The sequence below is a fragment of the Streptomyces sp. NPDC086549 genome (genome assembly GCF_044746205.1).
Lineage (GTDB): Bacteria > Actinomycetota > Actinomycetes > Streptomycetales > Streptomycetaceae > Streptomyces.
In genome coordinates, this window is record NZ_JBIVBS010000002.1 from 720,109 (window position 1) to 734,998 (window position 14,890).

Consider the following 14,890-nt stretch of genomic DNA (forward strand, 5'->3'; position numbering starts at 1 on the left):
AACGTCGCCGGGAGGCCGATTGTCAGTGGTGGGATCTACCTTCGATGGCATGACTCAGCAGGGGGTGCGCTGGACCGCGGACCAGGTGCTGGCACTGGCGCCTGACGCAGCGTCACGCAAAGCGGGAAGCAAACTCGGAGCGGCCGGGCCGTGGTCCGAGGCGGGGAGTTCCGACGAGGGGACGGTGTGGGGGCTGTGCAAGGGCAGTGGCAGCAAGCCGTATCAGACGGTCGTCGACATCGCGGACGTGGCCGGTCCGGCGTACAAGTGCACGTGTCCGAGCCGTAAGTTCCCGTGCAAGCACGCGCTCGGACTGCTGCTGCTGTGGGCGGGCGGGGACGGAGCGGTGCCGACGGCCGAGGCGCCGGACTGGGCCGAGCAGTGGATCGAGGGCCGGAAGAAGCGTGCGGGGGAGAAACAGGCGGCGGGCGCCGGGGGCTCCGCGTCCGGGCCCGCCGATCCCGACGCGGCGCGGCGCCGGGCGGAGCGCCGTGCCGAGCGGGTCACCGCGGGGGCGACGGAGCTGGAACAGCGCCTGGCGGACCTGCTGCGCGGCGGCCTGGCCTCGGCGGAGCAGGCGGGGTACGGGCTGTGGGAGGAGACGGCGGCCCGTATGGTCGACGCGCAGGCGTCGGGACTGGCCGCGCGTGTACGGGAGTTGGGGGCGATCCCGGGGTCGGGGCCGGGCTGGCCGGTGCGGCTGCTGGAGGAGTGCGCGCTGCTGCACCTCCTCGACCAGGGCTGGCTGCGCCGCGACCGGCTCCCGGACGGTCTCGCGGCGACAGTGCGTTCCCGTATCGGCCTGCCCGCGTCGGCGGACGGCCCGTCGACGCGCGACCGCTGGCTGGTCCTCGCCCAGTACGACACGGCGGACGCGAAACTGACGACACGCCGGATCTGGCTGTACGGCGCCGAGTCGGACCGCACCTGCCTTCTCCTCTCTTACGGCGCGGCCGGCCGGGCTCCTGAGCTGGCGCTGCCGGTCGGGCTGGCCCTGGAGGCGGAGGTGTCCGCCCATCCCGGCGCCGGCCGGCTGCGGGTGTCCCTGGGCGAGCAGTTCGCCCCGCCCGCGCCGGCCGCGATACGGCCCCCCGGGATGACGACGGCCCGGGCGGCCGCCCGGTACGGCGAGGCGTTGCGGGACGACCCGTGGCTGGACGCGGTCCCGGTGACGCTGGACCGCGTCATACCGACCCCGGACGGCGACTCCTGGCAGCTGGCGGACGCCGACGAGGACTCGGCCCTGCCGCTCAGCCCGGCCGCCCGCTCCCGCCCCGGTCTGTGGCGGCTCGTCGCCCTCTCCGGCGGCGCCCCCGTCAAGGTCTTCGGCGAGTGCGGCCATCGCGGCTTCACCCCGCTGACGGCGTGGCCGGAGCGGCCGGGAGGGGCGGTGACGCTGTGCTGACCGGGCCCGACACCGCAGGACAACCGAGGAAAAGGGGCTTTGCATGAACGGGAACTCCGCTCCTGCGCGTACCGCGGACGCCCCGGAGGCCTCCGCCGGTGCCACAGGATCCGCAAGCGCCGCGCGTTCGGCGGACTCCTGGGAGGATCTCGTCACCACGGCGCTGCTCGGCACCGACCGGCGGCCGCCCGCGGACGGCGGGGCCGGGCGGGAGGCACCGGTCGCGGTGCTGGACGCGGCAGCCGTGGAGACCGTACGACGGCGGGCGGGGCTGCGTCCGGCGCGTGCGGCGGGGCGGCCGGAGCCGGCCGCCGAGGACCCGCGGCCCGCCCTGCCCGCCGCGGCGACGCGCAGGCTCACGATGCTGCTGGCCGACCGTCCGGGCACGGGCGGCGGCCGCCGGGGCACCTCGCCCGACCTGATGGAACTGCTCCCCCAGTGGCTCGCGGCGGCGAACGCGCGCGGGTTCGCCGCGCCCCCGGAGACACTGCCCGCGCTGCTGGACGCGGCCCGGGGACGCACGGACCTGCGGCCGGCGGTGCTGGCCTTCGCGGGGCCGCGGGCGCTGTGGCTGGCCCGGCTGAACCCGGACTGGCGGTTCGCCCTGCGCGCGGCCCCGGGCGGCGGCACGACGCTGCCGGATCCGGACGACGCCTCCGCCGCGGACGAGATGCAACGGCGCTGGCAGGAGGGGCTGTTCGCCGAGCGGGTCGCCCTCCTCGCCGCGATCCGGGCGCGCAGGCCCGCGGCCGCGCGCGAGCTGCTCACCTCGACATGGGCGACGGAGCGGGCGGAGGACCGGCTGATGTTCCTCGACTCGCTGCGCACGGGGCTGTCCGCCGACGACGAGCCCTTCCTGGAACAGTCGTTGGACGACCGCAGCCGCAACGTGCGGGCGACGGCCGCGGAGTTGCTGTCCGCGCTGCCGGACTCGGCGCTGGCCGCGCGGATGGCGGTGCGGGCCGGAGCCTGCGTGGCGATCGACCACACCCGGGACAGCCCGACGATCGCGGTGGAGGCGCCGCTTGAGTGCGACACGAGGATGGAGAGAGACGGTGTCGTGGCCAAACCTCCTTCGGGCAGAGGGGAACGATCGTGGTGGTTGGGCCAGTTGGTGGAGGCGGCGCCGCTCGGAACATGGTCGAAGCGGCTCGGCGGTCGTACACCCCAGGAGATCGTGGCGCTGCCGGTGGCGGACGACTGGCAGAGCGAACTGCATGCCGCGTGGTGCCGCGCCGCGGTGCGGCAGCGGAACCCCGAGTGGGCGCGGGCCCTGCTCGGTGCGCCTTCGGCACCCGAGGCCGGCGGGCCGGGAGCGGTGTCCCTGGCCGAGCGGGCGAAGCTGCTGGGCGAGCTGGACTCCCGGGAGCGGGCCCAGTGGGTTGCCGGTTTCATCGCGACGCACGGCTTGTCCGAGGCGTTCCAGCTGCTCGGGGTGTGTGCGGTCCCGTGGGCCGCGCCGCTTGGGCGAGCGGTGGTGGATGCCCTCGACATCGCCCGGGACGCGGGGAGTTACCCGTGGAGTTTCAGTGGAGTGATGGGGCTGGCCGAGCGGTGCCTGGATCCCGCGGAGGCCTCGCGGCTGGACGGACTGCTGGCGGTGCCGGACGAGAAGGAGGACGCGTCGCCGGGGGCCGGAGGGTACTGGGCGGAGGCGTTTCAGCGGCTCGTGACCACCTTGCGGCTGCGCGCCGCGATGGCCGACGAGCTGGGGGTGCCGCCGGAGGCGGGTTCACCGCGGGTGCGCTGATCCGCACCCGCGGGGTGAACCGTGACGACCGGGCTTCGGAGGCGCTACGCCCCGGCGGGCTGGCGTACGTTCTCCCGCACCCAGTCCACGATCGACGCCGTGGTCGCCCCGGGCGTGAAGATCGCCGCGACGCCCTTCTCCTTCAGCGGCGGGATGTCCGCCTCGGGGATGATGCCGCCGCCGAAGACCAGGATGTCCTCGGCGTCGCGCTCCTTGAGGAGGTCGATGACCGCCGCGAACAGGGTGTTGTGGGCGCCGGAGAGGATGGAGAGGCCGATCGCGTCGGCGTCCTCCTGGATCGCCGTGTCGACGATCTGCTCCGGAGTCTGGTGGAGTCCGGTGTAGATGACCTCCATACCGGCGTCGCGCAGCGCACGCGCGATGACCTTGGCCCCGCGATCGTGGCCGTCGAGCCCCGGCTTGGCGACGACCACGCGGATCGGACCGGCTGCCACACCCATCACTGCCTCCATGAAGCGACTACATCCATCCGTACCGAGAAGTACCGCACATTCCTCGCGTTCCGCCACCCGTCGCGAAGTGAACGAACGTTATCTCCAGCATCCCCCAACCGGCAGTTTCACGGTGCTGACCGAGGGGGAAATCACACGGTGGGACACGTTCGGGAGCCGCAGCGTGGACCGCGCGGGCACGAAGGGCACGTAGGGCAGGTCAGGCACGACAGCGGGGAGCCTCGTCGCCGCACCGGCAGGGAGCCTCGTCACGTCATGGGCGCCGCGCGCGCCGCACGCCTCACTCGTCCCGCGCGCGCCACTCTCGCACCGGCGGCCGTCCCCACCGCGGCTTTCCATGAGGGCACACGGGGGATCGAGCCGTCCTCCCGCGTGCTGACAGGAGGACGGCCGTGAAGGTCACCAGAGCACTCGACCCCCTCGTTCCGCTCTGCCGACGCCTCCTGCCGGGCAAGCTCACGGAACTCTCCATCGCTCTCCTCAAGGCGACCGCCTTGGAGATCGCGATCCTCGCCGGGCATCTCGTCCTCTATCCGACCGGCATCACGCAGGAGCGCCGCTCCCCCGCCCCCACACCGGCCCTGCCGGACGGTGCCGCGCAGTTGCCGACCACTCCCGGACCCCCGGTCGTCCTGCTGCACGGCTTCATCGACAACCGCTCCGTCTTCGTTCTGCTGCGGCGCAACCTCGCCCAGCACGGCAGGCAGTGCGTCGAGTCGCTCAACTACTCGCCGCTGACCCGTGACATCCGCGCGGCGGCCGAGCTGCTCGGCCGGCACATAGAGGAGATGTGCGAGCGCACCGGCAGCCGGCAGGTGGACATCGTGGGGCACAGCCTCGGCGGGCTGATCGCGCGCTACTACGTGCAGCGGCTCGGCGGCGACCTCCGGGTCCGCACGCTGGTGACGCTCGGCACCCCGCACTCCGGCACCCACGTGGTCCCGCTGGCGAACGCGCACCCGATCGTGCGCCAGCTGCGCCCCGGCTCGGAGGTGATCGAGGAGCTGGCCCTGCCCGCGCCCGGCTGTCGCACACGGTTCTTCTGCTTCTGGAGCGAGATGGATGCTCTGATGGACCCGCCGGAAACGGCACGTATCGAGCATCCCGACCTTTTGGTGCAGAACATAGAAGTAATGGGAATCGGGCATCTCGCACTGCCCGTTCATCCGGCCGTCGCTACCGGGATACGGCAGGCCCTCGACTCCGAGCACCCGGAGGTGGCGGCCACCAGGCCGGCCGGCGGTCTGACCGTGGCGTGAGAACAGGGCCGTAACTGGGTCATACCCGGGCGAGTCCGGGCGGCGCAACAGCCGCCCGGACTCGCCGACTTAGTGGGACCGGAAGGCAACCGGGCGTCGAACAATCTTCGAACACAAAGCCAAACCCGCGTCCATCGTCCCCCGAAACACGGCCGAATGCCCTTTTCCTTCGTGCACGAAACCTTCCGAAGATTGTCGCGCCCGCATACCGCCGGGTACAGTCGCCGCACTGCTCTGCCAGCCCCTGTTGTCGAGGCGAAAGAGAAGTTGGTGAACGACCGTCACCCGTCGGGGACCATGACCACCCCGACCCCGGCCTCCGATGCCGCCGCGGCGCCTTACGCGTCGTACGGCGGGCAGGAAGCCCAGTACGGCGATTTCACCACGTACGGCGGTTACGACAGCGGCGGTTTCCCGACCGGCACACACACCACCGCCCCGGCCTTCGACTCCGACCCGCTCTTCGGCAGCCTCCCGGGCGAGGGCCACACCACGGGCGCGTACGACGCCGCACAGTGGCAGACCGGCGACCACCACACGCTGAACTACGACCCGTACGCGGCCCAGCACCACGCCGCCTACGACAGCGGCGTCTACGACAACACCGCCTGGACGGTCCCCCGGCAGGCCACGGCTCCCGACATGAGCGGCCAGTGGGACGCGAGCGCCTGGCTCCAGCCCGAGCAGGCCGGCGCCGCCGATCCGACCCAGCAGTGGCAATGGGGTACGCAGACCTTCGAGACGGGTGCGTACGACGCCACGCAGTGGAACTCCGACGGCACCGCGGTGGCCGCCGAGCCCGAGCAGCAGGCCGAGCCCTTGGACCAGCCGGCGACCACCACCTTCGAGCAGCTCCCGTACGAGGAGCCCGCCTACGAGGAAGCCTCGTACGAGGAATCCACGTACACGGATTCCACGTACACGGAATCCGGCTACGAGGAATCCGCCTACGAGGATGCCTCTTTCGAGGGACCCGTCCCGGGCGAGGACGAGTTGACGGCCACCGGTGAGCTGCCAGCAGTAACGCCACTGCTGGAGGACCAGGAAGAGGTCACCCCGGCCCCTGCCACACGTGCGGGATCCCGCGGCGCGCGTTCCCGCCGTCGTACGCCCCCCAAGCGCTCCGCCCTGATGACCATCGCCGTGCCCTCGGCCTGTGTGATGGGGGTCGCCGGGATCGCCGCCGCCTCCGTGGGCCACCTGAACCTGACCGGCGGCGGCAAGGAGACCAGCGCCGCCGAGGCGGAGACGAAGTCGGTGAAACCGTCCGCCGCCAACAACAAGCTGGACGCCCAGCTGGAGAACCTCTCCGCCGGCGCGGACGACTTCGCCGACCGGGCCAGCCGCACTCAGGAGCGGATCGACCTCAAGGCTCAGCAGCTGGCCCAGCAGAAGCAGGCGGCGGCCGAGGCGGCCCGCAAGGAGCGGCTGCGTCCGAAGTACGTGCTTCCGGTCCTGCAGAAAGGGCTCAGCGCCTATTTCGGCCAGGCAGGCGTGAACTGGATGTCCGTGCACACGGGCATCGACTTCCCCGTCTCCTACGGCACGACGGTGATGGCCGCGACCGACGGCACTGTCACGACGAAGTGGAACAGCGCCTACGGCAACATGATGATCGTGACCGCGAAGGACGGCACGGAGACCTGGTACTGCCACCTCTCCAGCTACCGGGTCGCCTCCGGTACGACCGTCAAGGCCGGCGACCCGATCGCCTACTCGGGCAACTCCGGCAACTCGACCGGCCCGCACCTGCACTTCGAGGTCCGGCCCGCCGGTGGCGCGGCGATAGACCCGCTGCCGTGGCTCCGCAGCCACGGGCTGGATCCGACGTAGGACCCGAAAGCCGGGCACCGAACACCAAGCACCGAGCACCGAGCACCGACCGAGCCCCCGCCGAACCGGCGGGGGCTCCGCTCATGCCGCTACAGCTTCTCCACCGGCGCGTACCGCAGCACCAGCCGCTTCGGCTTCGCGTCACCGAAGTCGATCGTCGCCTGGGCGTTGTCCCCCTCGCCCGTCACCGCGAGGACCGTGCCGAGTCCGAACTGGTCGTGGGTGACCCGGTCCCCGACGGCCAGGGACACCACCGGCTTCGACGAGACCCGCCTCGTGGCGAACCCGGACGCACCCGCCGCCGACGAGCGCGAGCGGGACGAGGACAGCGAGGCCGCCACGCCGGACGCCGGTCCGGAGGACACCGGCGCCACCGCTCCCGTCCGCTTCCACTCCATATGGGCGGGCGGGATCTCCTCCAGGAAGCGGGACGGCGGGTTGTACGACGGCTGTCCCCAGGCACTGCGCATCGACGAGCGGGTCAGATAGAGCCGCTCACGCGCACGCGTGATGCCCACGTACGCCAGGCGCCGCTCCTCCTCCAGCTCCTTGGTCTGGCCGAGGGCGCGCATGTGCGGGAAGACGCCGTCCTCCATGCCGGTCAGGAAGACGACCGGGAACTCCAGACCCTTGGCGGTGTGGAGGGTCATCAGGGTGATGACGCCGGAGCCGTCCTCGTCGCCGTCGGGGATCTGGTCGGAGTCGGCGACCAGGGCCACCTTCTCCAGGAACTCGGCCAGCGTGCCCCCCGGGGCGGCAGCCCCCGGTGTCGCCGCGCCTTCCTCACGCTCCTGCTCGAACTCCAGGGCCACGGCGGCGAGTTCCTGGAGGTTCTCGATACGGGTCTCGTCCTGCGGGTCGGTGGAGGCCTGCAACTCGGCGAGGTAGCCGGTGCGTTCCAGTATCGCCTCCAGGACCGTGGCCGGTCCGGCGCCGGACTCCGCGATCGTACGGAGGTCCTCCATCAGCACGTTGAACCGCTTGACGGCGTTCGTCGACCGCGCCGCCATGCCGTACGCCTCGTCGACGCGGCGCAGCGCCTGCGGGAAGCTGATCTTCTCGCGCTGGGCGAGGGCGTCGATCATCGCCTCGGCGCGCTCGCCGATACCCCGCTTGGGGACGTTGAGGATCCGGCGCAGCGGGACCGAGTCCTCCGGGTTGGCCAGGACGCGCAGGTAGGCCAGGACGTCCCGGACCTCCTTGCGCTCGTAGAAGCGCACGCCGCCGACGACCTTGTAGGGGAGGCCGACGCGGATGAAGACCTCTTCGAAGACACGGGACTGGGCGTTGGTGCGGTAGAAGACGGCGACGTCGCCCGCCTTCGCCTCGCCCGCGTCCGTGAGGCGGTCTATCTCGTCGGAAACGAACTGTGCCTCGTCGTGCTCGGTGTCGGCGACATACCCGGTGATCTGCGCGCCCGCGCCCGCGTTGGTCCACAGGTTCTTGGGGCGGCGGGACTCGTTGCGCTCGATGACCGCGTTGGCAGCGGAGAGGATCGTCTGCGTGGAGCGGTAGTTCTGCTCCAGGAGGATCGTCGTCGCGTTCGGGTAGTCCTCCTCGAACTGGAGGATGTTGCGGATCGTCGCGCCCCGGAAGGCGTAGATCGACTGGTCGGCGTCACCCACGACGCACAGTTCGGCGGGCTGGAGGTCGTACTCGCCGGACGGTACGTCCACCGGGTGCTCGGCGGTGCCGACGAGCTCGCGCACGAGGGCGTACTGGGCGTGGTTGGTGTCCTGGTACTCGTCGACGAGGACGTGCCGGAAGCGGCGGCGGTAGTGCTCGGCGACGTCCGGGAAGGCGCGCAGCAGGTTGACCGTCGTCATGATCAGGTCGTCGAAGTCGAGGGCGTTCGCCTCGCGCAGCCGCGACTGGTACATGGCGTAGGCCTGGGCGAGGGTCTTCTCGAATCCGTCCGCGGCCCGGGCGGCGAAGTCCTCCTCGTCGATCAGCTCGTTCTTCAGGTTGCTGATCTTGGCGCTGAAGGACTTCGGCGGGAAGCGCTTGGGGTCGAGGTCCAGGTCGCGGCAGACCAGCGCCATCAGACGCTTGCTGTCGGCGGCGTCGTAGATCGAGAACGACGACGTGAAGCCGAGCCTCTTGCTCTCGCGGCGCAGGATGCGCACACACGCGCTGTGGAAGGTCATCACCCACATCGCGTTGGCGCGCGGACCGACGAGCTGCTCGACGCGCTCCTTCATCTCGCCCGCGGCCTTGTTGGTGAAGGTGATCGCGAGGATCTGGCCCGGGTGCACGTTCCGCTCGGCCAGCAGGTGGGCGATGCGGTGGGTGAGCACACGGGTCTTGCCGGAGCCGGCGCCGGCCACGATGAGCAGCGGGGAGCCGGCGTGGACGACGGCGGCGCGCTGGTTCTCGTTCAGCCCGTCCAGGAGCGCGGCGGCGTCGAGCACCGGGCGCGGGGCGCCGTCGCGGTAGTACTGGTCCCGGTCCGGCGGCGCGTCGAACTTCCCCCCGAACAGATCGTCCGGAACCGGTTCCGGAGCGTAATCGTCCTCGGGCGGCGGCGGAGGTTCCTCCTCGTGGCCGCGGGGGGCCTGGAGGCTCGCCAGGAAGCTGTCGTCAAAGAGGCTGCTCATCGCTCTCCGAGTCTAGGGCGCCCCACCGACAAACGACCGCCGCCCCGGGAACAAGGCCGGCCCCGCACGCAAGGGATCTTCCCGGCCTGTGAGCCGGACAACAGCCTCACGCTCCGGAAACGTGCCGTCACGCGGACGGAATCCCACCCTCAGGTCACAAAAATGTATCGGGCATATCGCCCATCAACCTTCACACGGGCCACACCAGTTGGCTACCGTCTCGGGCGGGCCGTACGACACCCACCGGCGAACGTCGCCGGGCCGCGCGGCCTCCGCCGAGTCCGGCGCGCCTCCTCGCGGCAGCCGGAGCCGGGGACCCACCGACCTTGGGGTGAATCGGTCCAACTCTCCTTCGGGAAAAGGACCGTAGGGCAACCCTTCCGAACCACCCGCCCGAACCCGACAGCTAACTCGGTAGGCGGAACACGGAAGGAGTCGCCTCTCTTGGCGTCGCACCGCAAGTCGCGCCCCGCAGGTACCCGCGTAGCAGGCATACGCACCCCCGCCCTCGCCACCGCCGCCCTCACCTCGGTCGCCCTGCTGTCCCAGACGGCCGAAGCCACCCCCTCCGCCGACGGCAACAAGCCGAGCGTCGAGGAGGTCGAGAAGAAGGTCGACGACCTCTACCGCCAGGCGGAGTCGGCCACCGAGAAGTACAACGCGGCCAAGGAGCAGGCCGGCAAGCAGCGCAAGCACGTCGATTCCCTGCTGGACGACGTGGCCCGGCGCACGGACAAGCTGAACAAGGCGCGTGAGGAGCTGGGCTCGTTCGCCGCGGCCCAGTACCGGACCGGCGCCGCCGCGCCCGACACCGCCACCTTCCTGCTCGCGGACGACCCGCAGGACTACTTCGACCAGACCCAGCTGATGGGCCGGCTGACCTCACGCCAGAAGGACGCGGTCGACGACTACGTCACCCAGCAGTCCGCGACCATGAAGAAGCGGCGGGAGGCCACTCAGAGCCTCGAAACGCTGACCGAGTCGCAGGACGAACTGAAGACCGCCAAGGCCACCGTCCAGACGAAGCTCGCCACGGCGCGCGAGCTGCTGTCCAAGCTGACGGTGGCGGAGAAGGCGCGGCTCGCGGCGATCGAGAAGCAGAAGCAGGAGGAGGCCGCGCGGAAGGCCGCGGAGCTCGCGAAGCAGCAGGCGGCGGCCGAGAAGGCGGCGGCGGAGAAGGCGGCACAGCAGACGGCCGGCTCCACGGGCTCGACGACCTCCACGGGTTCGACGGGTTCGTCCGGTTCGTCGACCTCCACCGGCTCGACCGGCTCGACCTCCGACTCCACCTACACCACCAAGGCGGAGAAGGCGATCGCCTTCGCCCGCGCGCAGATCGGCAAGCCGTACGTCTGGGGCGCCACCGGCCCCGGGTCCTACGACTGCTCGGGTCTCACCCAGGCCTCCTGGAAGGCCGCCGGAGTCAACCTCCCCCGCACCACCTGGGACCAGGTCGACGCGGGCACCACGGTCTCCCTCGCCGACGCAAAACCCGGCGACCTGATCTTCTTCTACGACGACATCAGCCACGTCGGCCTCTACATCGGCAACGGCATGATGATCCACGCCCCGAAGCCCGGCGCCTACGTCCGCGAGGAGTCGATCTACTACGGCGGCGAGTCGATCATCCACAGCGTGGTGCGACCGGCCTGAGTCTTTCGGGGCACGCGCCCGCGTGCCCCGCCCGAAAGACGCACACGGCTCCCTAGCATCGGGCCATGCCCGCCTCCTCCCTGCGCGTCTGGTGGAAGCGGCGGCCGCCGACGGCCGGGGCCGCCGTGATGGCGACCGGCATCGTGTCGACGGGGCTGCGTCTGGCGGGCTACGAGGCCGTGTCCCTGGTCGCCCTCGCGATGACCTGTGTCGCGTGGCTGGCGCTGGCGGTGGACTTCGGCGTGGGGCTGCTGTGGGAACGGGAGCGGTGGGCGGCCGAGGCCCGGACGCCGGGCGCGCTCACCGCCGTCGCCGCGACCTCGGTGCTGGGAACCTGCTTCTCGGCGCTGGGGTGGCAGGCTCTGGCCGCGGCGCTGCTCGCCCTTGCCGCGGTGCTCTGGCCGGTGCTGCTCAGCCTCGTCGTGCACCACTGGCACCGGCACATGCCCGGCTCCGTGTTCCTGTGCTGCGTGGCCACCCAGGGGCTCGCCGTACTGGGCGCCACGCTGGCCGGGGCCGAGGCGACGGCCTGGCTCGCGCACGCGACGCTCGTGCTGTTCTGGCTGGGGCTCGTGCTGTACGGGCTCGCCCTGGCCCGCTTCGACAGGCGACAGGTGGTCGAGGGCGCCGGGGACCACTGGATCGCGGGCGGCGCACTCGCCATCTCCGCCCTGGCCGGGGCGAAGCTGATCTCCGCCGACAGCCCGCGCCTGTACCTGTGGAACGAGGACGACCTCGGCGTCCTGCGCGAGATGACCGTCGGGCTTCTCGTCCTCGATCTGACCTGCTACGTCGTGCTCCTGGCCGCCGAGGTGGCACGCCCGCGACCGCGCTACGACGTGCGCCGGTGGGCGACGGTGTTCCCGCTGGGCATGTCGGCCGCGTCGACGCTCTCCGTCGCGGCCGCCGTCGGAGTCCCCTGGCTGAAGGGGCCCGGACAAGTGCTGCTGTGGGTCGCGGTGGCGGCCTGGCTCGTGGTCGCCGCCGGAGCGTTGCGGTCCGCCCGCGCCGGGCTCAGGGCCGCGCGCTGAGCCCGGTCACGTCCACAGCACGGCGATGAAGATGTTCGCCGTGGTCAGCAGGCCCACCAGTCCGAAGAGGCGCTTGTCCACCGTCTCCTCGTCCCGCTTCACATAGACGAGCCCGAGGATCACGATCAGCAGGGCCAGCTTCACGCCGATCTTGACGGGGTTGACGTGGTGGCCGTCGGCCTGGTTGAGGCCGACCAGGATCACACCGGTGACCAGCATGGTCAGCGCGCCGTGCAGCATCGCGGGGACGAAGCGGGCGGCGCCCCGGCCCATCGCCTTCATCTGGGTGAGGAAGCCGCCGAGGAGCGCGGCGATGCCGATGATGTGCAGGCCGACGAAGAGATGGATGAGTACGTGCATGAGGCCGGAGCCTAATCCCCGGCATATATGCACCCCATAGCACCCCGCCGCCCGCACGCACCCGGAAACCGCCGCTTCGGTCACCGCACTGCGTGAAGTCGGCGGCTCCGGATCCGGATCACGGTCATATGCGGTCGCCGCACAGTCCGATGCGGGCACTTCCATACATGACGTTACCGGGCCGACACAGTCAGGTTTAGCGTCCTCCACCAGGTGACCGACTCCCCACCGCCGCCCGGGCCAGGGGCGGCAGTCGGCCACCACCGCCGAGAAAGGTCCGGCGGCGGCCAGCTCCCCCTGTGCGGGCCGCCGCCGGACTCGCGAACCGCTCGGTCGCACGAACCGTACGAAAGGACGTGACGGTCCAGGTGGCAGTGCACCGCAAGCCCCGGCAGCGCTCGCTGGGCGGCAACACCGCCCGCGCGGCCGCGACCATCGCCCTGGCGGGCGCGGCCACCGCGACGGGCTTCGACGGCATCGGGCACGCCGAGCCGCAGCTGACGCCGGCCCAGGTCAAGGCGAAGGTGGACAAGCTGTACCAGGAGGCGGAGGCCGCCACCGAGAAGTACGACGGGGCGAAGGAGAAGGCGGACGCGGCGCAGCGGCGACTGAAGGAGCTGCGGGACGAGGCGGCCCGCAAGGAGGACAAGCTCAACTCGGCACGGGACGCGCTGGGTTCCGTCGCGGCGGCGCAGTACCGCAGCGGCGGGCTCGACCCCGCGGTGCAGCTGATGCTCTCCGACAACCCGGACCGGTATCTGGACGGCGCCGCGTTCGCCGAGCGGGCGGGCGACCGGCAGTCCGAGGCCGTGGCGCGGGTACGCAAGCAGCTCCGGGAGATCGAGCAGCTGCGCGGCGCCGCCCACGTCGAACTGACGTCGCTCAAGTCGCGGCAGGCGGAGCTGGAGCGGCAGAAGAAGACGGTCACCGGGAAGCTGGGCGAGGCCAGGCAGCTGCTGTCCCGGCTGACGCCCCAGGAGCGGGCGCGGGTCACGGCGGACGGCGGGACGGGCGCCGGAGCGGCCGGGGCGGGGCGCAGCTCACGGTCGGCCTCGGACGCGCGGGACCCCCTGACGGACGCCCCCGGTTCCGTCGCGGCCCCCAACTCCCGTGCCGCGGCCGCCGTCGCATACGCCTACCAGAAGCTCGGCAGCCCCTATGTGTGGGGCGCGACGGGCCCGGACGCCTTCGACTGCTCCGGCCTCGCCCAGGCCGCCTACCGCTCGGCCGGCATCTCCCTCCCCCGCACCACCTACGCACAGATCAACGCGGGCCGGCGCGTCTCCCGCTCCGAACTCCTCCCCGGCGACCTGGTGTTCTTCTACTCGGGCATCACCCACGTCGGCATCTACATCGGCAACGGCCAGATGATCCACGCCCCGAACCCCTCGGCACCGGTCCGGGTGGCCCCGATCGACGAGATGCCGTTCGCGGGGGCTACGCGGGTGGTGTGAGGGCGCTCAAGCGCCGGTACGGGCGTAGGCGACGAACGCGGTCCAGGCGGTACCGGCGACGGCGAAGCGGGGGCTCTGGGAGCCGAGCTTCGAGTCCCGGACGTGGATGGTGTGGGGGCAGGAGGCGACTTCGACGCAGTTGCCGGTGTAGTCGCTGCTGTGGCTTGACTTGCGCCAGTCGAGGGCGACTTCGAGGCAGTTGCCGCCTTGGTCATCGCTATAGCTGGACTTGAACCACACCAAGCTGTCGCTCATGGCTCCTCCGCCACCCTTCTGATGAACTCGGCTGACTCCTCAATACTGAGGGCATGCATGCGGATCATGGCATGCCTTTGGTTCAGTGCACTCACCTTGTCTGGACTGGCGTGCAGCACACTCACCTCCGGGCCCTCAACGTAGGCAAAGGCGTCATGCTCGGGTGATTCCAGCAGAACGATCGGTCCAGCGAGGGCAACGCCGTTGCACCGGCCGACAGGCAGCACTTGAACCGACACGTTGCGCATCTCACCCACTTTCACCAGATGCATGAGCTGTGCCCTCATGACATCTCGGCCACCAACGTCTGTCCGTAACGCGGCCTCATAGATCAGGAAGCTGTACAGCACGCTGATACGTCGAGCCAGAGCTTCCTGACGGCGCAGCCTCGCAGCTACGCGTTCGGCAACCGTCTCGTCATCCAAAGGTGGACAGCTTCCACCGATCAGAGCGCACGCATACTCCTCCGTCTGCAACAAGCCCGGAATGAGCAGCGGCTCGTAGCAGGTGAAGCTGATGGCCTCAGCCTCGATGGCCATGAACTCCTGCGACCGCGCCGGGAACGGCTCCGGCTTCAGGTACTCCTGAGCCGCGACGAGCTTCCCGCCCGCCCCGCACACCTGGTCCGCGATCTGCAACAACCTCAGCGTGGGCCGACGGCGGCCGTTCTCCATCGACTTGACGTACTCGTAGTCGTACCCGGCCTCCTTGGCCAGCGCCTCGCGGCCGATGCCGGCTTCCGTGCGCCACATCTTGATCTGGCTGCCGCAGTACCGCCAGGCGATCGGCGGCTGGGAGTTCACCTCGGTCGACACGCGCA

Annotated in this window: 12 protein-coding genes and 1 riboswitch; of the genes, 7 read left to right on the plus strand and 5 right to left on the minus strand. The window is 71.0% G+C overall.

Annotation, left to right across the window (positions count from 1 at the left end; translation table 11 throughout):
* Positions 1-49 precede the first annotated feature (49 nt).
* Both ACIPSA_RS09945 and ACIPSA_RS09950 read left to right on the plus strand, forming a co-directional pair.
* Entirely contained in the window at positions 50-1,405 is a 1,356-nt protein-coding gene (locus ACIPSA_RS09945; RefSeq protein WP_402631191.1) for an SWIM zinc finger family protein, read from the plus strand.
* A 43-nt stretch (positions 1,406-1,448) separates the two neighbouring features.
* Positions 1,449-3,155, plus strand: coding sequence for a DUF5691 domain-containing protein (locus ACIPSA_RS09950; RefSeq protein ID WP_402631194.1), 1,707 nt, complete (start codon positions 1,449-1,451; stop codon positions 3,153-3,155).
* A 44-nt stretch (positions 3,156-3,199) separates the two neighbouring features.
* Here ACIPSA_RS09950 and ACIPSA_RS09955 read toward each other — a convergent pair whose 3' ends face one another.
* The gene (locus ACIPSA_RS09955; RefSeq protein WP_402631742.1) at positions 3,200-3,616 is read right to left on the minus strand and encodes a cobalamin B12-binding domain-containing protein; all 417 of its coding nucleotides are present in this window, start codon (positions 3,614-3,616) and stop codon (positions 3,200-3,202) included.
* A 404-nt stretch (positions 3,617-4,020) separates the two neighbouring features.
* Between ACIPSA_RS09955 and ACIPSA_RS09960 the strand changes: the two genes are divergently transcribed.
* Together ACIPSA_RS09960 and ACIPSA_RS09965 are read left to right on the plus strand one after the other, a co-directional pair.
* Positions 4,021-4,887, plus strand: a complete 867-nt coding sequence (locus ACIPSA_RS09960) for an esterase/lipase family protein (protein WP_402631197.1) — start codon at positions 4,021-4,023, stop codon at positions 4,885-4,887.
* Positions 4,888-5,157: 270 nt separating this feature from the next.
* Positions 5,158-6,720: a M23 family metallopeptidase gene (locus ACIPSA_RS09965; protein ID WP_402631200.1), complete on the plus strand. Its 1,563-nt coding sequence runs from the start codon at positions 5,158-5,160 to the stop codon at positions 6,718-6,720.
* 89 nt (positions 6,721-6,809) lie between these two features.
* Here the strand turns inward: ACIPSA_RS09965 and pcrA are convergent, their stop codons facing one another.
* Positions 6,810-9,317 (minus strand): DNA helicase PcrA, encoded by a 2,508-nt coding sequence (pcrA, locus tag ACIPSA_RS09970; RefSeq protein ID WP_402631203.1) that lies wholly within the window; start codon positions 9,315-9,317, stop codon positions 6,810-6,812.
* 263 nt (positions 9,318-9,580) lie between these two features.
* A riboswitch (cyclic di-AMP (ydaO/yuaA leader) is annotated at positions 9,581-9,753 on the plus strand.
* Positions 9,754-9,761: 8 nt separating this feature from the next.
* Between pcrA and ACIPSA_RS09975 the strand changes: the two genes are divergently transcribed.
* The gene (locus ACIPSA_RS09975) at positions 9,762-10,970 is read left to right on the plus strand and encodes an NlpC/P60 family protein (protein WP_402631206.1); all 1,209 of its coding nucleotides are present in this window, start codon (positions 9,762-9,764) and stop codon (positions 10,968-10,970) included.
* A 65-nt stretch (positions 10,971-11,035) separates the two neighbouring features.
* Complete coding sequence (locus ACIPSA_RS09980) at positions 11,036-12,001, plus strand: tellurite resistance/C4-dicarboxylate transporter family protein (protein ID WP_402631209.1); 966 nt, start codon at positions 11,036-11,038, stop codon at positions 11,999-12,001.
* A gap of 6 nt (positions 12,002-12,007) precedes the next feature.
* Here the strand turns inward: ACIPSA_RS09980 and ACIPSA_RS09985 are convergent, their stop codons facing one another.
* Positions 12,008-12,361, minus strand: a complete 354-nt coding sequence (locus ACIPSA_RS09985; protein ID WP_402631212.1) for a hypothetical protein — start codon at positions 12,359-12,361, stop codon at positions 12,008-12,010.
* 368 nt (positions 12,362-12,729) lie between these two features.
* On the opposite strand from ACIPSA_RS09985, the gene ACIPSA_RS09990 reads away from it, so the two are divergent.
* Positions 12,730-13,815, plus strand: coding sequence for an NlpC/P60 family protein (locus ACIPSA_RS09990; RefSeq protein WP_402631745.1), 1,086 nt, complete (start codon positions 12,730-12,732; stop codon positions 13,813-13,815).
* Between the two features lie 6 nt (positions 13,816-13,821).
* On the opposite strand, the gene ACIPSA_RS09995 is transcribed toward ACIPSA_RS09990, so the two are convergent.
* Together ACIPSA_RS09995 and ACIPSA_RS10000 are read right to left on the minus strand one after the other, a co-directional pair.
* Positions 13,822-14,070 carry a DUF397 domain-containing protein gene (locus ACIPSA_RS09995; RefSeq protein ID WP_402631215.1) on the minus strand — a complete coding sequence of 83 codons (249 nt, stop codon included), beginning with the start codon at positions 14,068-14,070 and terminating at the stop codon, positions 13,822-13,824.
* Positions 14,067-14,885, minus strand: a complete 819-nt coding sequence (locus tag ACIPSA_RS10000) for a helix-turn-helix domain-containing protein (RefSeq protein ID WP_402631216.1) — start codon at positions 14,883-14,885, stop codon at positions 14,067-14,069. The genes ACIPSA_RS09995 and ACIPSA_RS10000 overlap by 4 nt, the downstream gene beginning before the upstream one ends.
* Positions 14,886-14,890: the final 5 nt, after the last annotated feature.